Source organism: Aurantimicrobium photophilum (genome assembly GCF_003194085.1).
In the GTDB taxonomy this organism is placed as follows: domain Bacteria; phylum Actinomycetota; class Actinomycetes; order Actinomycetales; family Microbacteriaceae; genus Aurantimicrobium; species Aurantimicrobium photophilum.
On record NZ_CP023994.1, the window covers coordinates 659,901 to 684,700 of the forward strand.

A 24,800-nucleotide genomic window follows, 5' to 3' on the forward strand; every position below is an offset into this window, starting at 1 on the left:
ATGTCAACTCTGAAGATCACCGACCTGCACGTCAGCGTCGAGACCGACCAGGGCACCAAGCAGATTCTGCGCGGCGTCAACCTTGAGATCAACTCGGGTGAAACCCACGCGATCATGGGCCCCAACGGTTCGGGTAAGTCGACTCTGGCCTACACAATCGCAGGTCACCCCAAGTACACCGTAGACAGTGGTTCGATCACCCTCGACGGCGTTGACGTACTCGAGATGAGCGTAGACGAGCGTGCCAAGGCAGGTCTGTTCCTAGCTATGCAGTACCCCGTGGAGATCCCCGGTGTGACGGTCACGAACTTCCTGCGCACTGCCAAGACCGCAATCGATGGTGAAGCACCTTCGCTGCGTAACTGGATCAAGGATGTTCGCGAATCGATGGCGAACCTCAAGATGGATTCCAGCTTCGCTGAGCGCAACGTCAACGAAGGATTCTCCGGTGGTGAGAAGAAGCGTCACGAGATTCTTCAGCTCGAACTACTCAAGCCCAAGTTCGCAGTCCTTGATGAGACTGACTCTGGTCTTGACGTAGACGCACTCAAGATCGTGTCTGAGGGCGTTAACCGCGCAAAGGCCAACTCCGACATGGGTGTGCTCCTCATCACTCACTACACCCGCATTCTTCGCTACATCAAGCCTGAATTCGTGCACGTTTTCGTCAATGGCAAGGTTGCTGAAGAGGGCGGTCCTGAGCTTGCAGACCGACTTGAGTCTGAGGGCTACGACCGTTACCTCGAGATTGCCTAACAATGTCTTCTGAACTCTCTGACGACCGCTATAACGAGTGCATTGATGCGCTCAAAGAGGTCATGGACCCCGAACTGGGTATCAACATTGTTGACCTGGGGCTCATCTATGACCTCAAGTGGGATGACGAGAATGATGCACTGATCATTCACATGACCTTGACCAGTGCTGGTTGCCCCTTGACTGATGTCATTGAAGAGCAGACGGCACAAGCGCTGGATAACGTCGTGGATGCGTTCCGCATCAACTGGGTATGGATGCCCCCATGGGGTCCTGAGAAGATCACCGATGACGGTCGTGAAATGATGCGCGCCCTCGGGTTCTCCATCTAGGAACTTTGTCGTCGTAACAATTCCTGAAAGAAATTTTTCACAAATTCTTTCCAGCGTTTAGTCTGAGGAACATGCCTCAGGGATTCAATACGCGTTCGATTCACGTCGGTCAAACCTCAGAACCCACAACGGGTGCTGTCGTTCCTCCGATCTACCTGTCTTCCACCTTCCAGCAGGAAGTCCCTGGAACGCCCCTCAACGGCTTTGAATACTCGCGCTGCGATAACCCCACTCGCACCTCGTTGCAGGAAAACCTTGCGTCACTTGAGGGTGGTCTCCTGGCATATTCCTTCGCCAGTGGCATGGCCGCTGAAGATGCATTCTTCCGTGCCGTTCTGAAGCCCGGTGATCACATTGTCTTGGGCAATGACGCCTATGGCGGTTCCTACCGCGCTATTGAACAGGTTTATGGCCCCTGGGGTGTGACGAACTCCTGTATTGATTTCACTGATCTCACTTCTGTGGAAGAAGTCATCAAGAGCACCAAGCCACGCGTGGTGCGCATTGAAACCCCCACCAACCCCCTGATGACCATCGTGGATATTGAGGGTGTCTCCACGATTGCCCACAAGCATGGTGCACTCGTTCTTGTCGACAACACTTTTGCTACCCCCGCACTCCAGCGTCCCATTGAACTGGGTGCAGACGTTGTGCTGCACAGCACCACCAAATACCTCGGTGGTCACAGTGATGTGGTTGGCGGTGCCATTGTCCTCTCTGATGCTGGACTGGCAGAAAAAGTTGCTCAGATTCAAAACTGGCTGGGTGCTATTTCTTCTCCATTTGATGCCTATCTGACCATGCGCGGAATCAAGACTTTGGGTGTGCGCATGGAGCGTCACTCCAGCAATGCCCTGGCCTTGGCTGAACGCTTTGAAAACCACAAAGCCGTTGAACGTGTGCTTTACCCAGGACTTGCTTCACACCCAGGTCACGATATTGCCAAGCGTCAGATGTCGCTCTTCGGCGGCATGATGTCAATGCAATTGGTAGGGGGAGTGAAGGCTGCCGAAAGCCTGCTCACCAACACCAAACTCTTCACTCTGGCACCGTCGCTGGGTGGAGTTGAATCCTTGATTGAGCATCCAGGACTCATGACTCATCACTCCGTTGAGGGAACCGCTCTCGAGGTTCCAGCGAACCTGGTGCGCATCAGCGTGGGCATCGAAGATATCGATGATCTCATCGAAGACCTTGCGCAAGCACTGGATTCTCTGCTCTAATCAGTAATCGCGAATACGCAAAGACCTACAGGTTGATCTGTTCGTCGCACCCCTGCGACAGGCACCTGTACAAAAGCGAAAGCCCCTGACATCAGTCAGGGGCTTTCGTTCTTGAAGTTACTTACTTGGTGCGAGAAGTGAGCTTCCATACGAGAGGAAGCAGACCGCCTGCAGCAAGAGCCTTGATCAGGTCACCTGGAATGAAGGGGTAGAGACCCGCCTGGAGGGTTGCAGTGAGGTCGTTGGGGTAACCCAGCTGACCGAGTGCAACAGAAAGCCAGGGGAGGCCCACTGCGTAAATGACGGCAGTACCAGCAAGGAAAGCACCAATGGTGCCCAAAACCTTACGGTCCCACTGCTTCTGTGCGAGCCAGCCCACGAGAGCAGCTGCCAGGACGAAACCGATCATGTAACCACCGGTAGGCCCAGCAAGTTTGGCCAGACCAGCGCCGCCTTCAGCGAAGACAGGAAGACCAGCAACACCGAGACCAACGTAGAGAAGCATAGAGAGTGCGCCGCGGAGAGAACCGAGGGTTGCACCAACGAACAGCACTGCAAATGTCTGTCCAGTAATGGGCACAGGCCACATAGGAATAACAATCTGTGCTGCACCAGCGGTCAAAGCTGCACCTGCAGCAATGAGGGCAACATCTGTAGCGAGAGTGCGCGAACCGATACGGTCAGCGAGCACAGGACGTGAAGCAGCAAGAGTGATGTTCGACATAGAAATATACTAAAGGAAGAAAAGAGCCTTAAGGCTTAGTAAAGACATACAAACGAATCGGGAAAAGCCTGTGCTCAACGTCCAAGACCTTGAGCTGCGCGTAGGCGCCCGAGTGCTCATGTCGGAAGTTTCCTTCCGCGTCTCCAACGGAGACAAGATTGGGTTGGTCGGCCGCAATGGTGCCGGCAAGACCACATTGACTAAAACACTCGCCGGCGACCTTCAACCAGCTGGTGGCCTCATCGAGGTCGGTGGAGAGATTGGTTACCTCCCACAGGACCCTCGCTCGGGCGATCCCGAAGAGCTTGCTCGCACGCGAATCCTCAACGCTCGAGGCCTAGGTTCGCTCGTGCAGGGCATGGCTGAGAACAGCATGCTTATGGGTGATGCAGACGAAAAGGTCGCTGCGGAAGCCATGCGAAAATATGGCGAACTCGCTGACCGCTTTGATGCACTCGGTGGCTATGCGGCCGAAGCAGAAGCTGCCTCGATAGCATCGAACCTGCAGTTGCCTGACCGCATTCTCGATCAGCCCCTCAAGACACTTTCTGGTGGTCAGCGCCGTCGTATTGAGTTGGCACGTATTTTGTTCTCTGGTGCTGAGACCATGTTGCTCGATGAGCCAACGAACCACTTGGATGCCGACTCTGTCGTCTGGCTTCGCGAATTTCTCAAGGGATACCAGGGCGGACTAATCATCATCAGTCACGATGTGGAGCTGGTCGGCGAGACCGTGAACCGTGTGTTCTATCTGGACGCCAACCGTCAGGTCATTGACGTCTACAACATGAACTGGAAGAACTACCAGAAGCAGCGTGAGCAGGACGAACAGCGCCGTAAGCGTGAACGTGCCAACGCGGAACAAAAGGCCTCCACGCTCCAAACGCAGGCTGCCAAGATGGGTGCTCGTGCTTCCGGTGCTGTGGCGGCAAAGCAGATGGCCCGTCGTGCTGAAACCCTTCTGGCAGGTCTCGACGAGGTTCGTCAGAGTGACAAGGTGGCGAAGCTACGCTTCCCCGATCCTGCGCCTTGTGGCAAGACGCCGCTCATGGCCACTGATCTTTCTCGTTCCTACGGTTCACTTGAGATCTTTACTGCCGTAGACCTGGCTATAGACCGTGGTTCACGCGTCGTGATCCTGGGATTCAACGGTGCTGGTAAGACAACCATGCTCCGTATTCTTGCGGGCGTGGACAAGCCTGACACCGGTGAAGTCATTGAAGGTCACGGCCTCAAGGTCGGCTACTACGCCCAGGAACACGAAACTCTTCGTGTGCAGGACTCTGTCTTGCAGAACATGGTTTCTGCTGCGTCTCACATGACTGAGACAGAGTGCCGCAAGGTGCTTGGTTCGTTCTTGTTCACCGGTGATGATGTGCTCAAGCCTGCAGGTGTTCTCTCTGGTGGAGAGAAGACTCGTCTGGCCTTGGCCATGCTGGTTGTTTCGAGCGCGAATGTGCTCCTTTTGGATGAGCCCACCAACAACCTGGACCCCGTTTCTCGTGAAGAGATTCTGGGAGCACTGGCGAGCTATAAGGGCTCTGTCGTGCTGGTTTCTCACGACCCCGGAGCAGTTGAAGCTCTCAACCCTGAACGAGTGTTGATCTTGCCTGACGGTATTGAAGATCACTGGAACAAGGAATACGCCGACCTCATTGAGCTCGCCTAGAGCTTCACAGGCGTAGCCTGTAGTCATGCTGATTGCTGAACCTATTGATGTGCCCGAATGGGTCAATGGTTTGGCTATTGGTGTTGCGAGTTTGCAGGGTGCGATTTATGCATCCGGATTCCGGGATCGCAAGCTTGATCTCTTCGGCGTTGCGGTCATCGGTATTGCAACTGGTCTCGGTGGTGGATTCCTTCGAGACATTCTTCTCAACCGTCTCCCCATTGCTCTTACCGAGAATTGGTACATCCTTACCGCTCTCGTTGCAGCCTTGCTGGGAATGTTCTTGGCTCGCATTTTCCGTCGGATTGACTGGCTAATCACAGTCCTTGATGCGCTGGCACTGGGATTGTTTGGAGCATTGGGAACCACCGCGGCACTGGTGTCTGGTTTGCCCTTTGTTCCTGCTCTGTTTGTTGGTGTCATCACTGCTGTGGGTGGCGGTTTCATTCGAGATGTTTTGCTGAACATGCCCATCTCCGTGATGCATGTGGGTTCGCTCTATGCCATCGCTGCAGCAGCTGGATCGATTGTGTTGCTGGGCTTCAACGAAGCAAACATTGGTTTGGAATACAGCGTCCCCATCAGCGTTGCGGTGACCACAATCCTGCGCTTGCTCGCTGTGCGCTTTGGTTGGTCACTGCCTGAACAGCGCATGCTGAAGTCTCTGCGCAACCCTAAGTTGGTGCGTCCAGCAGACCTCACGGGACCAATCGACGTTCAACGAGATCTCTAATGCCCACCTATCGTGATGAGGGAGTGGTGCTGCGCACCCACAAACTCGGCGAAGCCGACCGCATTGTGACGTTGCTAACAAAGAGTCACGGCAAGGTTCGTGCAGTGGCTAAGGGTGTTCGTAGAACCTCCTCGAAATTCGGTGCACGACTAGAGCCGTTCATGGTGGCGGACATCCAGTTCTATGAAGGTCGCAGCCTCGACACCATACAGCAGGCAGAAACCATTGCCTCCTATGGCGCGGACATCGTGGATGACTATCCACGATTCACCGCGGCCAGTGTGATGGTGGAGACAGCTGACAAGGTCACAGAGCTGGAAGGCTCCCCGCAGCAGTATCTGCTGCTGGTGGGAGCCTTACGCTCCCTCTCTCGCCAGGAACATCCCACCGAGCTCACTCTGGATTCCTATCTGCTTCGAGCCTTGAGCCTTGCTGGATGGGCACCCACCTTTGATAGCTGTGCACGTTGTGGCGAGGTTGGTCCGCACGAAAGCTTCGTCGTTCAACTCGGTGGCATGGTCTGTGTGAAGTGTGCACCTCCCGGTGCTCCACATATTGTCCCCGAAGTTGTGAGTCTCTTGGATGCACTAGTTCGTGGCGAGTGGGATGCGGCTGAGGCTCATACCCAGCAGAATTGGAGCAAGGCATCTGCCCTGGTTTCTGCCTATACCCAGTGGCATTTGGAACGAACCCTTCGATCTTTGGAGCATGTAGCGAAATGAGTAAGCCCTACACGCACAAAGACGCGGTCGAATACAAGCCCCTGGACTGGACGGGTGTCTATCCACCCGCTTTCGATGGTGCAGTGCCCAACCACGTTGCCATCGTGATGGATGGCAACGGACGCTGGGCCAACCAGCGCGGGCTCACCCGTGTTGAGGGCCACAAAGCCGGCGAAGCAGCTCTGCTCGACGTTGTCGCTGGAGCTATCCAAGCTGGTGTGAAACACCTGAGTGTCTATGCTTTCAGCACCGAGAACTGGAAGCGCTCACCTGATGAGGTCCGCTTCTTGATGGGCTTCAACCGTGATGTTCTTCACCGTCGCCGTGACCAGCTCAACGAGTGGGATGTCCGCGTGCGCTGGGCCGGCCGTAAGCCTAAGTTGTGGGCATCAGTGATTGAGGAGCTGCAATTTGCAGAACAGCTCACTAAGAACAACAAGACCCTAACTCTCACCATGTGCGTGAACTACGGCGGTCGCACTGAGATAGCAGACGCTGTGCGTAAGATCGCTGACGAAGTTGCCGCCGGCAAGATCAACCCCAGCAAGGTCACCGAGAAGTTCATTGCGAAAAATCTCTACATCCCAGACATGCCTGATGTGGATTTGTTCGTCCGTTCCAGCGGTGAACAGCGCACCTCCAACTTCTTGCTGTGGCAGTCGGCCTATGCCGAAATGGTGTTCTTGAATCAGCTGTGGCCTGCTTTCTCCCGTACAGACCTGTGGGAAGCCATTGAGCAATACATAGGCCGTGACCGCCGCTTTGGTGGTGCCATTGATAAGCCCAGCGCGAAATAGCCTGCAGACGCCAGTTTCAAACCCTAAAGTCGAGGCATGAGCCGACCAATCCGTGTGGTTTTCCTGGTCTTCTACTTTGAAGCCTGGGACGCCCTTGATGCCATTTATCGTGGCATGTTGGCTGATCCTCGTTTTGAACCCATGGTGGTGTCACTTCCGCGCAAGCTGACCGGGTATGACAAGTTTCGTGATGAGAAGAAGGTCAGTGCCTTTCTGGAGTCCCAAGGAATTGAGCACGAAAGATTTAAGTTCAAAAAAAGCAAAGATGGCCTTGCACGTCTCAAAGAACTCGCACCCGATTATGTGTTCTTGAACTACCCCTGGCAGCGCAACTACAAAAAGAACTACCAGATAGAGAAGCTGGTCGAGTTCACCAAGGTTTGTTACGTGCCCTACTTCTCCACTTCGCTCGTGCAAGAACCGGGGGAGTCGGGAGTTGCCCCGCATCAATACACGCAGCCCACTCACCAACTGGCACACATGGTATTTCTCCAAGATGCCGACACTAAGGCAGCTTTTGATGCCAACGGCCGAGCCGATCATTCTTTCCTGACAGGCACACCCAAGATTGATGCACTGATGGCGGCTAAAACAGATGTGCCTTCCATATGGCCCATTGTTCGCGAGCTGCCAGGTGGAAAAGAACCATTCAAACTGCTGTGGGCACCACATCACAGCTATGCCGATCGTTGGTTGAACTTTGGACACTTCAACGACCAGCGCGAACCCATGCTTGCTTTTGCCCAACAGCATCCTGAGATGGACATCGTGTTCCGTCCGCACCCGTTCCTCTTTGGCACGATGACGGACCGAGAAGTCATGACTCAAGAGGAAGTCGATGACTGGCGTGCACGATGGGATGCGTTGCCCAACACCTTCACTGATCTCGGAGCACCGCTCACCTCGATACTTCTCGGTTCAGATGCACTGTTAACAGACGGTGTCTCTTTCCTTGCGGAGTATCCGCTGGTGACGGGCAAACCTGCCATCTTCTGGGAGAAGAGCGTGCACTGGGACTTCTCTCCTTTAGGGAATATTGCTGCTGCCTCCACCGTTACCGTTCATACGATGGCTGAGGTTGAAGGGGCAATCGCGCAAGCCCAGGAAGGAACACTGCCAGATCGCAGTGCCGAGATTGCTGCACTCGTGAAGGCCGTTCGGCCCCAACCCGCATCAGCAGCCCAGACCATCATCGAACTCGTCGCAAAGGATTTCTCATGACCACCGCACCCATCAAGGTTGATATTTGGTCTGACGTGCAGTGCCCATGGTGTTACATCGGCAAGCGCAAGTTCGAAAAGGGTGCAGAGCTCTATGGCCGTCCCGTCGAGATCGAGTACCACTCCTTTGAGCTAGCGCCAGATACTCCCGTGGACTACGAAGGTGATCCTGTTCAATACCTCAGTGAACGCAAGGGCATTCCGGTGGAACAGGTGCACCAGATGCTTGAGCGCGTGACCGGCATTGCCGAGAGTGTGGGTTTGAACTACAACTACGACGCTGTGCACCAAACCAATACCATCAAGGCTCATGAACTTCTGCACTATGCCAAGGCTCAGGGCAAGCAGCTCGAAATGAAGGAACGCCTGCTCAAGGCCTATTTCATTGACGGTGAGCATGTGGGAAAGAGTGAAAACCTCGCCAAACTTGCTGCAGAAATTGGCCTCGATGAGGCAGATGTGCTGCGTTCTCTCAACGATGAAGAGTACCTCGCAGCAGTGAAGGCTGACATGGCTCAGGCGCAGGCCTATGGCATCAATGGGGTTCCGTTCTATGTCATCGATGGCAAATACGGCATCTCTGGTGCACAGGATTCAGCAACCTTTGCTGCAGCACTTACAGAAGCTGCAGAAAACAGGGAGTAACTCTCCTTTTTTCGCTACAGTCCCAGCTCACAACGTGGGATACTTGAAACACAGGAGCGAATGACGATGACGAGTGTGAAGACAGGTGCCCGGGCGGGCAATTTGAACATTGGGCCGATTCAGGCCGAAGTTCCTGTCGTACTCGCACCCATGGCAGGTATTACCAACATGGCCTACCGTCGCCTCTGCCGTGAGCAAGGCTCCGGAATCTTCGTCTCCGAGATGATTACCTCGCGTGCACTTGTCGAGCGCACGCCTGGTTCCATGCACTTGATCCAGACTCACCCCAGTGAAGAAGTGCGCTCGATTCAGCTCTACGGTGTGGCACCCAAGACGGTGCGTGAAGCCGTCACCATGCTCGTGGCAGAGAACCGTGCTGACCACATCGACCTGAACTTTGGTTGTCCGGTGCCCAAGGTCACCCGCAAGGGTGGCGGTTCTGCACTGCCATGGAAGAAGGATCTCTTTCGAGAGATTGTCGAAGAAGCCGTCAAAGCTGCTGGTGACGTTCCCCTCACCATCAAGATGCGTAAAGGCATTGACGCTGACCACCTCACCTTCATTGAGGCGGGTAAAGCTGCTGAGGGTGCCGGTGTAGCGGCCATTGCACTACATGGTCGCACTGCCGCCGAGTTCTACTCCGGTCACGCTGACTGGAACGCGATCGGTGAGCTCAAGCAAGCCATTACGAGTGTTCCCGTTCTGGGCAATGGTGACATCTGGTCAGCTGAAGATGCGATTCGCATGATGGAGCAGACCGATTGCGACGGCGTTGTGGTGGGGCGCGGATGTTTAGGACGCCCGTGGCTCTTCGCCGAATTGGACGCTGCGTTCCGCGAGCGTGCTGGTTTACAAGAACCCGGCAACCGGGTTGAACCGACCTTGGGTTATGTCGCAGCGACGCTGCGTCGTCACCTTGAGTTGTTGATTGAATTCTTTGACACCGAAGAACATGCGTGCCGAGACATTCGTAAGCACATGGCCTGGTACTTCAAGGGTTATCCCGTTGGGGGAGACGTCCGCTCTCAGCTGGCTCAGGTGACGAGCCTGCAGCACTTGGACGACCTTCTTGGGCAGCTTGACTGGTCTGTTCCTTACCCGGGCGCTGATGCTGAAGGTCAGCGTGGTCGTCAGGGCACGCCCAAGCGTCCGTCTCTACCCGATCGTTGGCTTGAATCCCAAGCTCTCAGTGATGCTGAGAAGGCAGTTGTTGCCCACGCTGAAATCGATGCGAGTGGTGGCTAATGTCTGATCACATTCATGAAACTGCCTCTATTCCGGTGATTACTCCCGGCTATTCAGAGTTCGATGCTGAGCGCATGCTCGAAGAGACTCACTCGTCACGTCGTTCCGACTTTGCCCGTGATCGTGCTCGGCTCTTGCACTCCAGTGCTCTACGTCGTCTTTCTGCCAAGACTCAGGTCCTCAGTCCCACAGCAGGTCTCGACTTCGCCCGTAATCGTCTGACACACTCACTCGAGGTTGCCCAAGTGGGCCGTGAGATTGCCGGGCGTCTGCGCCTCGACCCAGATGTGGTCGACACCGCCAGCCTCGCTCATGACATTGGCCACCCGCCCTTTGGTCACAACGGTGAGAAGGCACTCAACACCTGGTGTGCAGACATCGGCGGCTTTGAAGGCAATGCGCAGACTTTGCGTTTGCTTACTCGCCTGGAGCCCAAGGTATTTGGAACCAACGGTCGCAGCTTTGGCCTGAACTTGACCCGCGCCAGCCTGGATGCCAGCACAAAGTATCCCTGGCCAGAACAGCAAGCTGTCATTGATCCAACAGGCCGTGCCAAGTTTGGCTTCTATGCCGATGATTTCGATGTCTTCGAATGGATGCGCCAAGGCGCACCAGATCGCCAGCGCTGCATTGAAGCACAGGTCATGGACCTCAGCGATGACATTGCCTACTCTGTTCACGACTTTGAAGATGCCATCTTCAACGGTTACGTGGACGCAGGGGAACTCGGTGCCCGGGTCAATCACGATGAGCTCGTGGACTCCATGTTTGAGTGGATTGGTGGTGAGTTCACCCACGATGAACTCATTGCTGCCTTTGATCGACTCGACAACCTCGATGTCTGGGTCGACACCTGGGATGGTTCGCGCATTGCTCAGGCGAAGCTGAAGAACCTCACCAGCCAGCTCATTGGTCGTTTTGCTCACGCAGCAGTTCACGCCACCCGTGAAGCACACCCCCAGCAGAACCTGGTTCGCTTTGGTGGCAACGTCATTGTTCCTGCCGAAGTTCGGGCAGAGATTGCTGTGCTCAAGGGAATTGTTGCGGCGTTTGTGATGACCACGAACTCGCGTCAGCCTGTCTATACCCAGCAGCGTGAAGTCCTCACGGATCTGTGTAATACCTTGTTTGAACAAGGGCCTGACGTACTGGATCGTCACTTTGCAGATGACTGGAACCACACCACGGATGAAGCGGTTCGTCGCCGCATTGTCATTGACCAGGTTGCAAGCCTGACCGATCAATCGGCATTTGCGTGGCATAACCGCCTCTGTGGTGGCAATAACTCTGCGCAGGTGATTGTCTAGTGGCCGGCCGTATTCGCCAAGCAGACGTGGAAGAGCTCAAGCAGCGCGTAAATATTGCTGATGTCATTGGTGACTACGTCACCTTGAAGAGTGCGGGTGTTGGCTCAATGAAGGGGCTTTGTCCTTTCCACGATGAGCGCTCTCCGAGTTTTCATGTTCGACCCACCGTGGGCTACTTCCACTGCTTTGGGTGTGGTGAATCAGGTGACGTTTACACCTTTGTTCAGAAGATGGATCACCTCAGCTTCACGGAGTCGATTGAACGGCTTGCCCAGCGCATCAACTTTGAACTCCACTACGAAGAAGGCTCTGGCAAGCCCAATGAGTCGGGGAACCGTTCACGTATTCTGGCAGCCAACACAGCAGCAGCTGAATTCTTTGTGGCACAGCTGGCCACCCCTGGAGCTGCCGAGGGGCGCAAATTCCTCGGTGAGCGAGGCTTCGACAAAGCAGCTGCGGAGCACTTCGGTATTGGCTATGCGCCTAAGGCATGGAACGAACTTCGTGACCACCTCAAGACCAAGGGTTTCACTGAAGAAGAACAGCTCCAGGCAGGTCTGCTCTCACAGGGTGACAAAGGTGTCTATGACCGCTTCCGCGGTCGTGTGATTTGGCCCATTCGAGATGTGACCGGACAGACCATTGGGTTTGGTGCGCGCAAGTTGTTTGACGACGACCAGGGTCCCAAATACCTCAACACTCCTGAGACACCGGTCTATCACAAACAGCAAGTGCTCTACGGGTTAGACCTTGCCAAGCGAGATGTTTCCAAAACCCGTCGCGTCGTAGTGGTCGAGGGTTACACCGACGTCATGGCTGCTCATCTCTCTGGTGTGACAACCGCGGTGGCGACCTGTGGCACCAGCTTTGGTGTGGAGCACATCAAACTCATTCGTCGCATCATGGGAGATGACTCGGGGCTCGGTGAAGTGATCTTCACCTTCGACCCCGATGCTGCCGGCCAGAAAGCCGCCATGCGTGCTTTTGCGGAAGAACAGCGCTTTGCAGCGCAAACATTTGTTGCTGTTGCTCCAGAAGGTCTTGACCCCTGTGATCTGCGTTTGGCACGTGGAGAGCAAGCTGTGCGTGACCTCATGGATGCCAAGGTGCCCATGTTTGAGTTCGTCATTCGTCAGATGCTGAAGAACTACAACCTCGACACCGTCGAAGGTCGTGTTGCCGCACTGCGTGAAGCAGCACCAGTGGTGGCAGATATTCGTGACTCTGCGCTTCGCCCTGGTTACACCCGCGAATTAGCTCGACTGACCGGCGTGGATGTTTCAGAGGCGCAGGTGGCAGTTTCTAACGCAGTGAAGGCATCTCGCTCCAAAGGCATGCAAACCACTTCAGAAGGGGCTAGACAAGGCTATGCAGGCCCTGCCACAGCCCGTCCAGCAGGTGCACCAGCAGATATTGCGGGGGAAGCAGTTGCTGAACCTGAAGGTCCACGGGTATTTGAGCTGAAGAATGATCCATCCACCCGTCTTGAGCGTGACGCCATGATGGCGCTCATTCAATACCCAGAATTAGTAGGTCTAGAACTCGCGGCAGATGCCGTTCAATCCGCCATTATGGATGCCAACCTCGCCACTGTTCGTGACGCAATTGGTGCGAATGTGAATGAACTGGGTGGAGAAACCTGGCTCGATCGCATCCAGAATGATCTGCCTCACGATTTCAAGCCCTTAGTTACCCAGTTAGCTGTAGCACCTCTGCCGCAGAAAAATGCTGAGCAGACCCAGTCCTACTGCCGTGGTGTGGTGATTTCACTGATTGAACGGGACCTCGTTCGACGAAAGTCTGAGCTCGTGGGTCGCCTCCAGCGCACCAGCGTTGATCAGGGTGAAGTCAGCCGTGAAATCCAGCGCGAACTTCTCGAGCTGGAGACAAAGCGCCGTTCACTGCGCGAGGATTAGTCCATGAAGATTCGTCAGAAAGACTGCGTGTGTGAGGTTCCTCAACACGTTGCTGTCTTGGGTGATGAAACAACATCGGCTGCTGCACCTCGGGTTGAATCTGGCCCTATTGCAGTCCTGCCTGAAAACCATGACGACAACACCATTGGTGGAAGTCAGGTTTTCCGTGATGCCGTCATTGAGGCTGGGGGAGACCTTCAGCCTTTGGGTCCGGATACTCGAGGGTTGGTTTGGCTTTCCTATACAAAGTCTTCTGAACTTGGTGAGGTGCTCGCAGCGAACCCTCATCTGACCTGGGTGCAATTGCCTTGGGCTGGCGTTGATGCCTATGCGCAAGTGCTCAGTGAACTCTCACGCCCTGGTTTAGTTTTCACCAGCGCCAAAGGTTCCTACGCCCAGCCCGTGGCAGAGCATGCCTTTGGCATGATCTTTGCGCTGTTGAGACTCTTCCCTCGCCGTATTCGTGCCACCAGTTGGGATGCTGAACCCAAGGGCATATCTCTCTTCAACAAGAACGTCGTCATCATTGGTGCTGGCGGTATTGCGAGGGAACTCATTCGCCAACTAGAACCTTTCAACACCCACATCACGGTCGTGCGACGCTCGGCAGGCCAGGTTCCTGGCGCTGCCAGTACAGTCACAACCAACCGCTTGCACAAGGTCCTGCCCACCGCCGATGTGGTTGTCGTTGCTGCCGCGCTCACAGGGGAGACCACGCACCTCATTGGTGCAGAAGAACTTGCCTTGATGAAACCCACTGCAGTGTTAGTCAACATTGCTCGAGGTCCACTGGTGGATCCTGATGCTCTTGTTGAGGCATTGAACGCAGAAAAGATTTATGGCGCAGCCATGGATGTGACACAACCAGAGCCTTTGCCCGATGGTCACCCGTTGTGGACGGCAAAGAATGTGTTGATCACGCCACACATGGCAGATACGCCAGATATGACCGCACCTTTGCTGGCAGAACGCATCTCTCGCAACGTTGCGGCGTTCATTGCCGGGGAGCAGTTCACCGGTGTTGTGGACACCGAAGCCGGCTACTAGAGAGCCTGTCTCGTGTGCGGTTTTTGCACCGTCTCATTTGGGGTAATATAAAAACGCCTAAAAGCAATCCCCGATAGCTCAATTGGCAGAGCAACGCACTGTTAATGCGTAGGTTCATGGTTCGAGTCCATGTCGGGGAGCGAAGCCCCTGGTCCTTCACGACCAGGGGCTTTTTACTTGCCCTGCACTCTTCGGTAGCGTGGGGGTGTTCGTGTTGAGGAGGCGCCGTGGCTTTATCTGCTGCTGATAAGCGCGCCCTGCGAACCGGTATCTCTGTCGGCATTGCCGTGGCCGCCTACGGTGTATCTTTTGGTGCACTGAGTGTTGCTGCCGGTCTCGACGTATGGCAGACGTGTTTCTTGTCTTTGGTGCTGTTCTCTGGCGGGTCACAGTTTGCCGTCATTGGCATCATTGCCTCGGGTGGTGCTGCAGCGGGAATTCCTGCAATCGCTTCCAGTACCTTCTTGGCATTGCGTAACGGCATCTATTCCATGCGTGTGGCACCGATTGTGGGGGATGGGCCTTGGTGGCGACGCCTCGTTGCGGCTCAGCTCACCATTGATGAATCCACTGCAGTTGCTATTGCTCAAGATGAGAAAAGTGCGCAGAAGGTTGGTTTCTGGACCACCGGTATCGCGATCTACATCGGCTGGAACCTCGCCACTTTTGCCGGAGCATTGCTGGGCAATCTTGTCGGTGACGTTAATCAATTTGGTTTAGATGCCGTCGCGGCAGCTGCCTTTGTGGGATTGTTGTGGCCACGCCTCAAGCAGTTACAAGCTGCTGCGGTTGCCATGGTCGCAGCCGTGCTGGCAACGCTGTTGATTCCCTTCACGCCACCGGGCGTTCCTGTTCTGGCAGCAGCTGTTGTTGCGCTGGTATTTGGTTTGACCAACTGGCTACACCGCGAACCCGCAGCGCAGGTTCAACCAGATGATGCTTCCGAGCCGTTGGATACTCCTGGATTCCATCCAGGGCATGAGGGGGCAACATCATGACTCTCTGGTTAACCGTGATCATCGCCTCGGTACTCTCGTTCGCCGTGAAATACACCGGCTATCTCATTCCACAAAGCATGCTGGAAAAGCCTAAGTTCACCCGTGTGACCAACCTGTTAACGGTTGCCATGCTTGCGGCACTTGTTGCTGTTCAGACGCTCGGATCTGGTCAAGCGATCGCGTTAGACGCCCGCATACCTGCGGTCATCCTGGCAGCCATCCTGTTCTCGTTCCGCGTGCCCTTTATCGTGGTGGTCGCGGTTGCCGGAATCGTGGCAGTGGTGCTGAGAAACCTCGGCTGGATGGCCTAGTCCTCGAGGTTGTCAATGCCGGGCATCCAGGACTTACCGGGCTTACCCCAGCCGCGCTTGCGTTCAATCTTGGACGCCTGCTTGTTGAATTCGTAGTCCAGGCGGTCGGTGTAGAGGTAGCCGAGCAGATGGTCGTATTCGTGCTGGAAGATGCGGGCGAACCAACCGTCGCATTCGATCTCAAAAGGTTTTCCTTCGAGATCTACTGCGCGCAGCAAAGCTTTCTCGGCTCGCACGAGTGGGAAACGCTCCCCGGGAAAGGAGAGGCAACCCTCGTCATCGGCGTCGGTGGTGTCGCGAATTTCTACCGGAGAAATCAAGAGTGTGGGATTGATGGCCACACCACGTCGTGGTGTCCCATCGTCTTCGGGGTAGTCATAGACAAAAACCTGGAGGCCAACGCCCACCTGAGGAGCGGCCAATCCCACACCAGGAGCTTCATCCATGGTGTCGAACATGTCTTGAACCAGGGTCCGAAGCTCGTCATCAAACGTGGTCACCGGCGCAGCGGGTTCGTGGAGGACGGGTTCACCTGAGATAACAATGGGGCGCACGGTCATGCCTCAAGCCTATTAGCAGCTTGGCAAGGTAGCGTTCTAGTTATGCTTGGCGACTTGCCCGACCTCACACAGGTCCACTTCGAACCATCTCAGCTCATTGGTATCCCTTTCGCGCTGGTCGGTGCTGTGTTGATGTCTATTGGCGCTCAGCTTCAGCACCGTGGTGTGGGCAAGGTCGGCAGTGATGGCGACGAGGGAAGTTCTTCACTGAACTTCAAGCAACTCCTCGGGCTCTTCCGCCGCCCGTCCTGGCTCACCGGAACATTGCTCTTGGGTGGAGCGATCTTGTTCCAGCTGATTTCACTAGGTTTCTCACCGTTGATTGTGGTTCAGCCCATTGGTGCCGTGGCACTGGTGATGACAGCAATCCTCAACTCTCGTGTGAGCAAAACCAGTCTCAATAAAGAATCCGTCATTGCGATCGCGTTGAGCGTCGGTGGCATCGGTATCTTCGTGTCGATTGCTGCATTCACCGCAGTGAACGCCCCGATGACCTCGGGAGATCTTGCCGAGATTCTGATCATTTTGATTGTTGTTCTCGCCATCTTTGGCGCACTGTATTTGATCTTCCGTAAGCACCTTTCCGCGCTGTATTACATCGTGGGTGCTGGTGTTCTCTATGGTTTTGTAGCCACCTTGGCCAAGGTTGTCATCACGAGCATTACTCACGGTGCAACGGATTGGCTCACCTGGGCCTGCTTGGCGGCTCTGCTGGCGGCCACCATTCTGGGCGCACTCTTTGTTCAGAACGCGTATTCCTCTGGTCCGCCTGACCTCGTGATTGCAGGTCTGACCGTGATCGATCCCATCGTTGCGGTGACCATCGGTATCGTCATCCTCGACGAGGCATCACAGGCTCCACCGTGGGCGATTGTGGCCTACATCGTTGCTGGTGTCCTTGCCGTCATCGGTGTATTCCTTCTGGCGAAATACCACCCTGATGCTCATGAGCCACTTGCAGAAGCAGGTGCCGAGGCAAAAGCTGGTTTCCAGGGCGCAAAAGCTGAATCAAAGGCAAAAGTGAATGCAGCGGCACACGGTGCTAAAGAGGTCATCAAGAAGGCCAAGTCCGTAAACTAAAGGCACTATGCCGAAACCTTTACGCATCCTGATTGGGTGTGACACCTTCGGTCCGAACGTTAACGGAGCAGCTAAGTTCGCTGAACGTTTAGCCGCCGGCCTTGTTGAGCGTGGACACGATGTTCGTGTCATGGCTCCTGCCGCCGGACGTAAGTCGGGAACCTGGGTGGAAACCCACGAAGGTCAGCCGATGACGATGTATCGCATCAAGAGCTGGCGTTGGTATCCGCACGACTGGCTCCGCTACATGATTCCCTGGCGAGTGCGCCACAACTCTGCTCGAGTACTCGATCACTTCAAGCCAGACGTAGTTCACTTCCAGTCCCACCTCATCGTTGGTGGTGGGCTTACTAAGGAAGCTGAGCTCCGCGGTATTCGCATCATTGGCACGAACCACTTCATGCCCGAAAACATGATGCAGTTCACCCTTCTCCCTGGACCCACTCAGCGCAGTGTGATTCGCCTGGTGTGGAAAGCAGCTGCGCGCACCTTTGGCCGTGCAGAGGCCGTCACCACCCCCACGCGTCGAGCAGCAAACTTCCTCGAGGAATACACTCATCTCACCGACGTTCACGCGATCTCCTGCGGTATCAACGCCCACCACTACACACCAAACTTCGACACTGATGGTGAGAACCGCATAGTTTTTGTTGGTCGTATTACGGGCGAGAAGAAGCTTGATGTTCTCCTCAAGGCATTCCGCAAACTTCCCCCTGAACTCAATGCAAAACTTGAATTCGTCGGCGGTGGAGATCTTCTTCAGCAGATGAAACAGCAGGTTGCACACCTGGGCTTGAATGACAAAGTCACCTTCACTGGTTACGTCTCAGATGATGAGCTCAAGGCAGCTCTGACACGTGCCAAGGTCTTTGCAATGCCCTCTATCGCTGAACTTCAGTCCATTGCGACCATGGAAGCTATGGCGACGGCACTTCCCATCGTGGGAGCTAATGCTATGGCGTTGCCTCATCTCATCCACGATGGCGAGAACGGCTATCTCTTCGAGCCCAACGATGTGGATGATCTCCGCGACAAGTTGGTCAAGGTTCTCACCGCAGATAAGGAAGAGCTTCTTCGTATGAAGAACAACTCCTTGAAGTTCATTCGCGGTCACGACATCACGCGAACTCTGGACACATTCGAAGCTCTTTACCGTGGTCAAGTGGTTGTTGACCCAGACCCTGAGCTCACAGACGACTAAACTTTTACTCGTAACACCACAAGGGGCGGTAGCTCAGCTGGTTAGAGCAGCGGACTCATAATCCGTCGGTCACGGGTTCAAGTCCCGTCCGCCCTACAGTAATAATTCAATAAAACCTTGATAATTCAGTGCAACTGGACGTTTAGAGCATAAGTGATTCTTGACCTCAAACTTCCAGATTTATCCAGAATTAGTCAGATTTCTCATACACAAACTCATACACATCAAGTGATGGATTTCTCTGAACGTAGGTCTTGCGCCCTCAAAAATTTTGCGATTCCGAAATAGAAATTAATTGCTTTGGAGCCAGAATTTTGAATTTTGGCGAGAAATGAGGTTGGTTCCTCTTTTCTGACTGAAGTTCGAATTCCTTTCCGCAATTCAACGAAAAGCCCTCGATTTTGAAAGATGACATTGTCATTGAGGCGTGTATTTTTCATTTCGGGGTCTTTCAAACCGTCCAATGCGTTTTGCTCATCAGTCTTACTAAGCGGGCCAAACTCCTTAAGTGACTTGACTAATGACACTCGACTTCTTCGGGTTTCCGTGACGGTACGTCGTACTCCAACTTTTTCGGGAAGAGCATTTCTGGCAAGTGCTTCCACCGAAAGTGAAGGGTAAGAATGATTTCTTTCGAACCTCACAGAATCCTGTTGGGGGAGGGGAAGTAAGTTGTGAAGCCAAAGAATCCAATTTGAAGTTGAAATTTCCATTTGAGCCTTCCCATGTGAAAGTGGAAGTTTCAAATTTGCAGTCTTTTTGATGAAGTCGGAAGGCGGGGTAAGGAGATAGGCCACAGTCACATCGAAATAAACAGCGAGTTTTAGTAACTCTTCAACCGTCATGGGCTGACCACCCTCACTTGCACCAGTCCCATATTCTGTTTTTTCTTGGTCAATATTGGTTAGCCGCCCCTCGCTGATACCTGTTCCTTCAGATACAGCTTTTCTTGTGACCATCGGCAATGTTTTCTCTGGGTCTTGGAAGTGCCAACCATCGAGTTCAAGCTCTTCTGAAATGTATTGTTCGAGCGTTGCTAGGTGGTAGCTGTCTTCAATAATCTCCTTGTAGCCAGTCGATTTCTCAAATTTCTCCACCCACTGCGGGCCATGTTCTTCAACCCATCGCGATTCGACTTTGTCTTGGAGAACCTGCTGTTTGAGGAATGCCATATTCGCCCGTATGACTTTGTTGATGTCATGAGGACTATCTGGGCCGCTATCGGTGAAGAACAATCCAGAGTCTGCTTCAAATTGCTGTGGCACAGGAATTCCCTTCGTCGGTTCTCAAAAGACGGTCAACTGTAGCTCTACCAACACTCACAGAGGAGGTGCAGAGATGCAACAAATGCTCAAGGTGAAAGATGCAGCACTGGCCGCAAACGTAAGTGAGAGCACAATCCGACGGATGGCTGCGGCTCATGAAATTAGGCACAGACGTTTGCGCGGCGTTTTGCGAATTTATCCAGATTTCCTTGCTGACGTTGAAGGCGAAATTGATTTCAACGCATACAACAGAAGTTTGCGTGCGCGTAAACGACAAAAGAATATACAGCTGAATGTGCATGAAAACGACTAGAGCAAAATGGTTCGTTATTTATTCCAAGAGTTTCATGACGAACTTTGCTCGAACTACATAAGCCGAGCACCGATTTCAACAAAAAATATGAAGGAGAAATAGTGACAAGTGACTTTTATTCGAAGGGCGAAGTGCCCTTAGAAAAAGGAAAAACCCCCGAAACGAGTTGCAGCTCGTTCGAGGGTAATGAAGAAATGCTAGGTAGCCTAACTTCTTCTGAAAAGACTACATCCACAATTTGCTGGGTTTCTTTGGAGGGAGAGGCTCTCGCTCTTGCGCTTGCAGTACTTGGTTTACCCGTCTTCCCTGTAAACGGGCAGCGCAAGACTCCGCTGGTCTCGGGCGGGTTCTATGACGCTACAACAGATGAAAAGAGCATTCGGTCGTGGTGGGCAAAGTGGCCAGACGCCAGAGTCGGCTATTGGACTGGTGCAGCGAATCTCGTAGTCATTGATTTGGACGAGAAAAATGGGATTTCTGGAGTTTACGAATTGGACTCTCGGGAATTGGACTATCAATCTCTCGTTAGCTATAGAACTCCTTCTGGCGGGTCGCACTGCGTATTCCGAGCTCGCAAGGGACGCCCCCTCAAGCCTGCAACTAACTATTTAGGTTTACGCGGAGTAGATATTCGCGCAGGGGGTTCCTACGCAATTTGGTATGGGGGAGCGCCCTCATCGCTAAATATGCTCCCAGAAGCCCCAGATTGGCTCTACAAAGACCGAGGTGCTCGCACGAAGGCAACCAATTACTCAGACAGCTCTGATGCGACACGTGAACCGTTTGCTGGAGATATCGATGAATGGATTGATTGGCTCGGGGATGACGTGCCTTGGTTCAGTTCCAACGCCATTCGAAACGCTATTTCGTCTCAAAACCACATAGGGCATGGGCAACTTTTGAAATATGTCATCCGCATTCATAAGTGCCGATTAGAAGGTGAGGACAGTCTCAAGCCTGTGTTCATTGAACTTGTCGACAAATTCCAACGGACAACAAACAACTACGACGGATGGCAAAACGAACTTGAGGACATCATTCGGTGGGTTATTGGCGCCGAATGGACTAACAACTCGGAAGGTGTAAAGGCATGAGTGAAATCAATAACGGGTTTGAAGATGTTGAACTGCCGACTTTGAACGACACAATTATTGAAATTGTGGAGATGGTCCTTGAAGACGTTGGCTTGCCTGTGGAAACTACTGACTCTGAAATGTCCGAATGGATTGTCAACTGTGTTTTTGACGAGCGGATTGCGTGGAATAAAGAATTCGGCTGGATGGCCTTCTACGGGTGTGTCTGGAATCGAGTTTCAGAACAGACAATTGTGGAAATTGTTCGTATTGCGAACGCGAGTCTTCATGCACGTTTCATGGCTGGAGGCGGAGGTGCAGCTTTAGACGCTACGAAAGTAAAGAAGCTGCTATCTGCTTCAAAGATTAAGTCGATAGTGGCCCTTCTCGCAGGTCAAGTACAGGTTGACGCAGGCATGTTCGACCAACGTAACGACCTGCTTAATACTCCTACTGGTGTTGTAAATCTTCGAACTCTAGAGATTTTGAAATCAGACCCGAAGTTTTACTTCACGAAGATTACAAACGTCCCCTACATCCCAAAAGCTAGGCACAATGACGTTGAAAGCATGTTGACGTGTTTGGACGCTGTGGAGCGTAATTGGCTTTGCGACCGACACGGCCAAGCGTTGATTGGCTCCCAGCCAAAGGACGCAACGATTACTTTGTTGGTGGGATTTGGTGCAAACGGCAAGACAAGCGTTATGCACGCAGCCAACTTGGCGGCAGGTACATTTTTCGGACGAATTCCAGTAACTGTGTTGGCTGCGTCGTCAAAGGTTCAGCCAAACGACAAGATGACTCTTCGAGGAGTGCGTGTTGCGCTAATTGAGGAGTTTCCTGAAGGTCACACATTTTCGAATCGAAATTTGAAAGAGGTTGTGGGCACACCTGTTATTCAGGGGCGATTTTTGTTCAAAGAATATGTGGAATGGCGAAGTACCCACACGTTATTCGTGACTACCAATGATTTACCCCGTGTTGATGAGACTGACCATGGAACATGGAGACGGTTTACCGTACTGACATTCCCATACCGCTATGTGGGGCCCGAGAAAGAGCAAGTCGCGGGCGACAAGCTAGCTGACCCAGATTTACTGGCACGAATTGAAGGAAATGCTGACGGTCAGCTCGAAGCGATGCTTGCCTTGATGGTAGAGGCAGCTCATGCCAATTTGTCCCGAGGAGGAAAGGCGTTAGCCCCAACGGTCAAAATGTCTGCCGATTTGGAGTCATGGCGTGAACGCTGTGACAAGGTGCAAGGCTTCGTGAAGGAATGCATCGAATTTGACGCAACGTGTCACGTAAGCGCAAGTGACCTGTACTTCGTTTACAAAAACTGGATGGAATCCCAAGGGAATAAGCCTATGTCTCAGCCAAACTTCATATCGAAGTTTTTAGAACATGAGACAGTTCGACCTATGAGGGTTGAGAAGAAGCGGGTTCGTGCAGGACAGTGGGAAACCACCTTCATCACACCGTTGCGAATATTTGGAACTGAAATCCAATCTGAAGAGCTTGAACGTTATGTAGCTATTCGCGGGGTGAAGTTCCAAAAGTAGGGTTTAGGCCACGTGGTCATTATGGTTTCAATCCTTTTTAGAAAAATATAAATAACTAAAGAGGTTTGAAGTTAGAGAGGCCACGTGGCCACTCCTGTATATCTCGATTGGAAACAGAAGTTCAAGCCATAAATCAACCACATTGAAATCCAATCGGTGCGTTAGTAAGTCACCTAATTTCGTTGCGAAACAGAATCAACTTTCCTCACTCATGGGAAAATTAAGAGTGGGTAGCGAACCGAAGTAAAAGAGAGAAATTCAATGTCAATCGCACGACTGCCCAATAATGTAAATGGCCAGTACATTTGCATCCGAGAAGCCTTAGAAGCCTGTTTAGCGGCCCTTAACGATGGGGATGAGTCCTCGTTCACTGTGACTTTTCTGGACGCTCAAATCCCCGTTTTAACGTTTTACGTTCAAGCCCAGATGTTGGGTGATTCCCACACCATCTCGATAGAGGCCCAGCGCGTAACTGATACAGAAGACCTGATACTTCGCGCTCAGGATTTGAGGGCAAAAGTCTACGGATGGACCATCCCAAAAGACACAGACTTTTCCCCAAACTATTCACAAAAATGGAACATGAAGACGAGTAGCGCTCGCCGAATTGCCGAGGAACTGGTCGAGGCGGTCAAATACCTCGGAAGAGTCAAGCCAGATACTTGGATTTCGTTACAACCTGAAGCGCTTTCAAGGACTCTGGGAGAGTCGGGGCTGTTTTGGACTATGGCGGGTAATTCAAATGTGATGTGCCAAATAGGTCAAAACATTCAACAAACGACAGAGGGACGAATCCGTTCCTCAGGCTAGGCTTTACTACTTGCTGAGTGATTGAGCACGGGGATGCTTTGTTTGATGCCCGATTTAGCCGACCATTATCCAGACACCACAGCCTCTAGTTACAAGAGCTTCACCGTCATTGACCCGAACTTCGACTCCGTTTGGCGCAGCAGTGATGAAGTTGTTGTCGATGATGTCGCCGCTACCGTTGTTTCTCTCCCAATAACAATCAGAAACTCCCTTGACAGTCCTGTATGTACCTGCAGGGATGTTCTTTCCGATTACTTTGGTTCCGTCCTTAAAGCCAGTTTTAGCAATGTCAACAGCAGGTTGGTACTCGGGACAATAAACTTGAACTGCCTCGTAAACCTGTCTGTCAGGGTTCTCAATCCAGTGGATAGCTAAAGCAGTTGGGTCGTTTGTGTTAACGTATTTGTTTTCTTTGATGCCCGCACATTGACTCCGACCAGTTCCTGCGGTTTCAGCCCATCCTGGGCGGCCATTGGCTGTAACTAGTGCCTTGTATTGCTCATCACGGGCGGCCTCAGCTGCTTTCTCAGCAGCAGCTTGCGCCTCAGCTAAAGTTCCAACCTTGTTGAATGCAGCAAGAAGTTTGGCGTTTGCAGATGAAATCGTTGAGTATTTATTTGATTTGAGGGCTTTTTGAGCAACTTCAACTGCTGCTAGTAAAGAAGCGCGGTCAGTGTCATTTGACCATCCGACTGACTCGTCATACCTATTTTGGGCATTTTCAATTAACTCTTTCCCAGTTTTGGATTCACGAATCAAGTCCTGCTTTGCTTCTTCAACCTTTTGTTCTTCTGCTAGTAGTGCAGCGGCCGCAACTCGAGCTTGTTCATCAAAATTTGCCTTGACGGTAAGCCCGACAATAAGCAGAAACACTGCAACGAAAGCGCTAACCAATAAGTAAATGTTCTTTTTCTGAGAGAGCAGTTTCTTTGAGGAAGTCACCCCCGCTTTGTAGAGGTTTGCTGCTTTGACAGCTATTTCTGACTGGGTGTTGACTCCAACGCTGGAGATTTTCTCAACAGTCGAAGAAGTGCTTTCTGATGATTGTTTTTTGGCTTTAATAAGTAGCCAAATCCCGAAGGACGCTGGTACAAGAACAAAAATTATGAATCCCAAAACTGAACCAAAAGAACCAGTGATGAGGGACAAGCCACCAACTGAAACCAGAATGATTCCCCAAATTCGGTTCAACGAACCAGAAGGAGTTTGTGAAACGGTAATTGGAGATTCATTTGGAACTGATTTCTTAGCACTAGCCACCGAGCTTTTTTGGGCTTCCTCAGTAGTTATG

Annotated in this window: 25 protein-coding genes and 2 tRNA genes; 23 read left to right on the forward strand and 4 right to left on the reverse strand. The window is 52.8% G+C overall.

Going from position 1 to position 24,800, the window contains the following annotated elements; translation table 11 throughout:
- From sufC to AURMO_RS03325, 3 genes are all read left to right on the forward strand, one after another.
- Nucleotides 1-756, forward strand: coding sequence for a Fe-S cluster assembly ATPase SufC (sufC, locus tag AURMO_RS03315; RefSeq protein WP_110233147.1), 756 nt, complete (start codon nt 1-3; stop codon nt 754-756).
- 2 nt (nt 757-758) lie between these two features.
- Nucleotides 759-1,088 (forward strand): metal-sulfur cluster assembly factor, encoded by a 330-nt coding sequence (locus AURMO_RS03320; RefSeq protein ID WP_110233148.1) that lies wholly within the window; start codon nt 759-761, stop codon nt 1,086-1,088.
- A 71-nt stretch (nt 1,089-1,159) separates the two neighbouring features.
- Nucleotides 1,160-2,311, forward strand: a complete 1,152-nt coding sequence (locus AURMO_RS03325) for a cystathionine gamma-synthase (protein ID WP_110233149.1) — start codon at nt 1,160-1,162, stop codon at nt 2,309-2,311.
- A gap of 121 nt (nt 2,312-2,432) precedes the next feature.
- Here AURMO_RS03325 and AURMO_RS03330 read toward each other — a convergent pair whose 3' ends face one another.
- On the reverse strand, nt 2,433-3,035 hold the full coding sequence (locus AURMO_RS03330) for a biotin transporter BioY (RefSeq protein ID WP_110233150.1): 603 nt from the start codon (nt 3,033-3,035) through the stop codon (nt 2,433-2,435).
- 70 nt (nt 3,036-3,105) lie between these two features.
- Here AURMO_RS03330 and abc-f point away from each other — a divergent pair, with 70 nt between their 5' ends.
- The 13 genes from abc-f (at nt 3,106) to AURMO_RS03395 (ending at nt 15,645) form a co-directional block, all read left to right on the forward strand.
- The gene (gene abc-f, locus AURMO_RS03335; RefSeq protein ID WP_110233151.1) at nt 3,106-4,704 is read left to right on the forward strand and encodes a ribosomal protection-like ABC-F family protein; all 1,599 of its coding nucleotides are present in this window, start codon (nt 3,106-3,108) and stop codon (nt 4,702-4,704) included.
- 25 nt (nt 4,705-4,729) lie between these two features.
- On the forward strand, nt 4,730-5,437 hold the full coding sequence (locus AURMO_RS03340) for a trimeric intracellular cation channel family protein (RefSeq protein WP_110233152.1): 708 nt from the start codon (nt 4,730-4,732) through the stop codon (nt 5,435-5,437).
- Nucleotides 5,437-6,159: a DNA repair protein RecO gene (recO, locus tag AURMO_RS03345; RefSeq protein ID WP_110233153.1), complete on the forward strand. Its 723-nt coding sequence runs from the start codon at nt 5,437-5,439 to the stop codon at nt 6,157-6,159. Before AURMO_RS03340 ends, recO begins: the two co-directional genes overlap by 1 nt.
- On the forward strand, nt 6,156-6,956 hold the full coding sequence (locus tag AURMO_RS03350; protein WP_110233154.1) for an isoprenyl transferase: 801 nt from the start codon (nt 6,156-6,158) through the stop codon (nt 6,954-6,956). Before recO ends, AURMO_RS03350 begins: the two co-directional genes overlap by 4 nt.
- A 36-nt stretch (nt 6,957-6,992) precedes the next feature.
- Nucleotides 6,993-8,177, forward strand: coding sequence for a glycosyltransferase family protein (locus AURMO_RS03355; protein WP_162532657.1), 1,185 nt, complete (start codon nt 6,993-6,995; stop codon nt 8,175-8,177).
- On the forward strand, nt 8,174-8,821 hold the full coding sequence (locus AURMO_RS03360) for a DsbA family oxidoreductase (RefSeq protein WP_110233156.1): 648 nt from the start codon (nt 8,174-8,176) through the stop codon (nt 8,819-8,821). Before AURMO_RS03355 ends, AURMO_RS03360 begins: the two co-directional genes overlap by 4 nt.
- 60 nt (nt 8,822-8,881) lie before the next feature.
- On the forward strand, nt 8,882-10,066 hold the full coding sequence (dusB, locus tag AURMO_RS03365; protein ID WP_110233157.1) for a tRNA dihydrouridine synthase DusB: 1,185 nt from the start codon (nt 8,882-8,884) through the stop codon (nt 10,064-10,066).
- Nucleotides 10,066-11,373 (forward strand): deoxyguanosinetriphosphate triphosphohydrolase, encoded by a 1,308-nt coding sequence (locus tag AURMO_RS03370; protein ID WP_110233158.1) that lies wholly within the window; start codon nt 10,066-10,068, stop codon nt 11,371-11,373. Before dusB ends, AURMO_RS03370 begins: the two co-directional genes overlap by 1 nt.
- Nucleotides 11,373-13,289, forward strand: coding sequence for a DNA primase (gene dnaG, locus AURMO_RS03375; RefSeq protein WP_110233159.1), 1,917 nt, complete (start codon nt 11,373-11,375; stop codon nt 13,287-13,289). Before AURMO_RS03370 ends, dnaG begins: the two co-directional genes overlap by 1 nt.
- Before the next feature lie 3 nt (nt 13,290-13,292).
- On the forward strand, nt 13,293-14,336 hold the full coding sequence (locus AURMO_RS03380) for a D-isomer specific 2-hydroxyacid dehydrogenase family protein (protein ID WP_110233160.1): 1,044 nt from the start codon (nt 13,293-13,295) through the stop codon (nt 14,334-14,336).
- 67 nt (nt 14,337-14,403) lie between these two features.
- Nucleotides 14,404-14,476 (forward strand) — tRNA-Asn (locus AURMO_RS03385).
- Between the two features lie 87 nt (nt 14,477-14,563).
- Nucleotides 14,564-15,334, forward strand: coding sequence for an AzlC family ABC transporter permease (locus AURMO_RS03390; RefSeq protein ID WP_110233161.1), 771 nt, complete (start codon nt 14,564-14,566; stop codon nt 15,332-15,334).
- Entirely contained in the window at nt 15,331-15,645 is a 315-nt protein-coding gene (locus AURMO_RS03395) for an AzlD domain-containing protein (RefSeq protein ID WP_110233162.1), read from the forward strand. Before AURMO_RS03390 ends, AURMO_RS03395 begins: the two co-directional genes overlap by 4 nt.
- Here AURMO_RS03395 and def read toward each other — a convergent pair.
- Nucleotides 15,642-16,205: a peptide deformylase gene (def, locus tag AURMO_RS03400; protein WP_110233163.1), complete on the reverse strand. Its 564-nt coding sequence runs from the start codon at nt 16,203-16,205 to the stop codon at nt 15,642-15,644. The two genes, AURMO_RS03395 and def, sit on opposite strands and share 4 nt — an antisense overlap.
- A 42-nt stretch (nt 16,206-16,247) precedes the next feature.
- On the opposite strand from def, the gene AURMO_RS03405 reads away from it, so the two are divergent.
- The 3 genes from AURMO_RS03405 to AURMO_RS03415 all read left to right on the forward strand — a co-directional run bounded on the left by AURMO_RS03405 (nt 16,248) and on the right by AURMO_RS03415 (nt 18,582).
- Nucleotides 16,248-17,285 (forward strand): DMT family transporter, encoded by a 1,038-nt coding sequence (locus AURMO_RS03405; protein ID WP_110233164.1) that lies wholly within the window; start codon nt 16,248-16,250, stop codon nt 17,283-17,285.
- Nucleotides 17,286-17,292: 7 nt separating this feature from the next.
- Nucleotides 17,293-18,486 (forward strand): glycosyltransferase, encoded by a 1,194-nt coding sequence (locus AURMO_RS03410; protein ID WP_110233165.1) that lies wholly within the window; start codon nt 17,293-17,295, stop codon nt 18,484-18,486.
- A gap of 22 nt (nt 18,487-18,508) precedes the next feature.
- Nucleotides 18,509-18,582, forward strand: a tRNA-Ile gene (locus AURMO_RS03415).
- Nucleotides 18,583-18,710: 128 nt separating this feature from the next.
- Here the strand turns inward: AURMO_RS03415 and AURMO_RS03420 are convergent.
- Nucleotides 18,711-19,751 (reverse strand): helix-turn-helix domain-containing protein, encoded by a 1,041-nt coding sequence (locus AURMO_RS03420; protein WP_110233166.1) that lies wholly within the window; start codon nt 19,749-19,751, stop codon nt 18,711-18,713.
- 73 nt (nt 19,752-19,824) lie between these two features.
- On the opposite strand from AURMO_RS03420, the gene AURMO_RS03425 reads away from it, so the two are divergent.
- The 4 genes from AURMO_RS03425 (at nt 19,825) to AURMO_RS03440 (ending at nt 23,509) form a co-directional block, all read left to right on the forward strand.
- Nucleotides 19,825-20,064: a helix-turn-helix domain-containing protein gene (locus AURMO_RS03425; protein WP_110233167.1), complete on the forward strand. Its 240-nt coding sequence runs from the start codon at nt 19,825-19,827 to the stop codon at nt 20,062-20,064.
- A 101-nt stretch (nt 20,065-20,165) separates the two neighbouring features.
- On the forward strand, nt 20,166-21,158 hold the full coding sequence (locus tag AURMO_RS03430) for a bifunctional DNA primase/polymerase (protein ID WP_110233168.1): 993 nt from the start codon (nt 20,166-20,168) through the stop codon (nt 21,156-21,158).
- A complete protein-coding gene (locus AURMO_RS03435) occupies nt 21,155-22,699 on the forward strand; it encodes a DNA primase family protein (protein WP_110233169.1) in 1,545 nt (514 codons plus the stop codon). The genes AURMO_RS03430 and AURMO_RS03435 overlap by 4 nt, the downstream gene beginning before the upstream one ends.
- A gap of 261 nt (nt 22,700-22,960) precedes the next feature.
- A complete protein-coding gene (locus AURMO_RS03440) occupies nt 22,961-23,509 on the forward strand; it encodes a hypothetical protein (RefSeq protein ID WP_110233170.1) in 549 nt (182 codons plus the stop codon).
- A gap of 54 nt (nt 23,510-23,563) precedes the next feature.
- Here the strand turns inward: AURMO_RS03440 and AURMO_RS03445 are convergent, their stop codons facing one another.
- Nucleotides 23,564-24,769, reverse strand: a complete 1,206-nt coding sequence (locus tag AURMO_RS03445; protein ID WP_110233171.1) for a hypothetical protein — start codon at nt 24,767-24,769, stop codon at nt 23,564-23,566.
- Between the last annotated feature and the right edge of the window lie 31 nt (nt 24,770-24,800).

What these genes read in the sequence shown, in the direction of transcription:
- sufC (WP_110233147.1), top strand. Translation starts at nt 1, where the DNA reads ATGTCAACTCTGAAGATCACCGACCTGCACGTCAGCGTCGAGACCGAC.
- AURMO_RS03320 (WP_110233148.1), top strand. Translation starts at nt 759, where the DNA reads ATGTCTTCTGAACTCTCTGACGACCGCTATAACGAGTGCATTGATGCG.
- AURMO_RS03325 (WP_110233149.1), top strand. Translation starts at nt 1,160, where the DNA reads ATGCCTCAGGGATTCAATACGCGTTCGATTCACGTCGGTCAAACCTCA.
- AURMO_RS03330 (WP_110233150.1), bottom strand. Translation starts at nt 3,035, where the DNA reads ATGTCGAACATCACTCTTGCTGCTTCACGTCCTGTGCTCGCTGACCGT.
- AURMO_RS03340 (WP_110233152.1), top strand. Translation starts at nt 4,730, where the DNA reads ATGCTGATTGCTGAACCTATTGATGTGCCCGAATGGGTCAATGGTTTG.
- recO (WP_110233153.1), top strand. Translation starts at nt 5,437, where the DNA reads ATGCCCACCTATCGTGATGAGGGAGTGGTGCTGCGCACCCACAAACTC.
- AURMO_RS03350 (WP_110233154.1), top strand. Translation starts at nt 6,156, where the DNA reads ATGAGTAAGCCCTACACGCACAAAGACGCGGTCGAATACAAGCCCCTG.
- AURMO_RS03355 (WP_162532657.1), top strand. Translation starts at nt 6,993, where the DNA reads ATGAGCCGACCAATCCGTGTGGTTTTCCTGGTCTTCTACTTTGAAGCC.
- AURMO_RS03360 (WP_110233156.1), top strand. Translation starts at nt 8,174, where the DNA reads ATGACCACCGCACCCATCAAGGTTGATATTTGGTCTGACGTGCAGTGC.
- dusB (WP_110233157.1), top strand. Translation starts at nt 8,882, where the DNA reads ATGACGATGACGAGTGTGAAGACAGGTGCCCGGGCGGGCAATTTGAAC.
- AURMO_RS03370 (WP_110233158.1), top strand. Translation starts at nt 10,066, where the DNA reads ATGTCTGATCACATTCATGAAACTGCCTCTATTCCGGTGATTACTCCC.
- AURMO_RS03380 (WP_110233160.1), top strand. Translation starts at nt 13,293, where the DNA reads ATGAAGATTCGTCAGAAAGACTGCGTGTGTGAGGTTCCTCAACACGTT.
- AURMO_RS03395 (WP_110233162.1), top strand. Translation starts at nt 15,331, where the DNA reads ATGACTCTCTGGTTAACCGTGATCATCGCCTCGGTACTCTCGTTCGCC.
- def (WP_110233163.1), bottom strand. Translation starts at nt 16,205, where the DNA reads ATGACCGTGCGCCCCATTGTTATCTCAGGTGAACCCGTCCTCCACGAA.
- AURMO_RS03405 (WP_110233164.1), top strand. Translation starts at nt 16,248, where the DNA reads ATGCTTGGCGACTTGCCCGACCTCACACAGGTCCACTTCGAACCATCT.
- AURMO_RS03410 (WP_110233165.1), top strand. Translation starts at nt 17,293, where the DNA reads ATGCCGAAACCTTTACGCATCCTGATTGGGTGTGACACCTTCGGTCCG.
- AURMO_RS03425 (WP_110233167.1), top strand. Translation starts at nt 19,825, where the DNA reads ATGCAACAAATGCTCAAGGTGAAAGATGCAGCACTGGCCGCAAACGTA.
- AURMO_RS03435 (WP_110233169.1), top strand. Translation starts at nt 21,155, where the DNA reads ATGAGTGAAATCAATAACGGGTTTGAAGATGTTGAACTGCCGACTTTG.
- AURMO_RS03440 (WP_110233170.1), top strand. Translation starts at nt 22,961, where the DNA reads ATGTCAATCGCACGACTGCCCAATAATGTAAATGGCCAGTACATTTGC.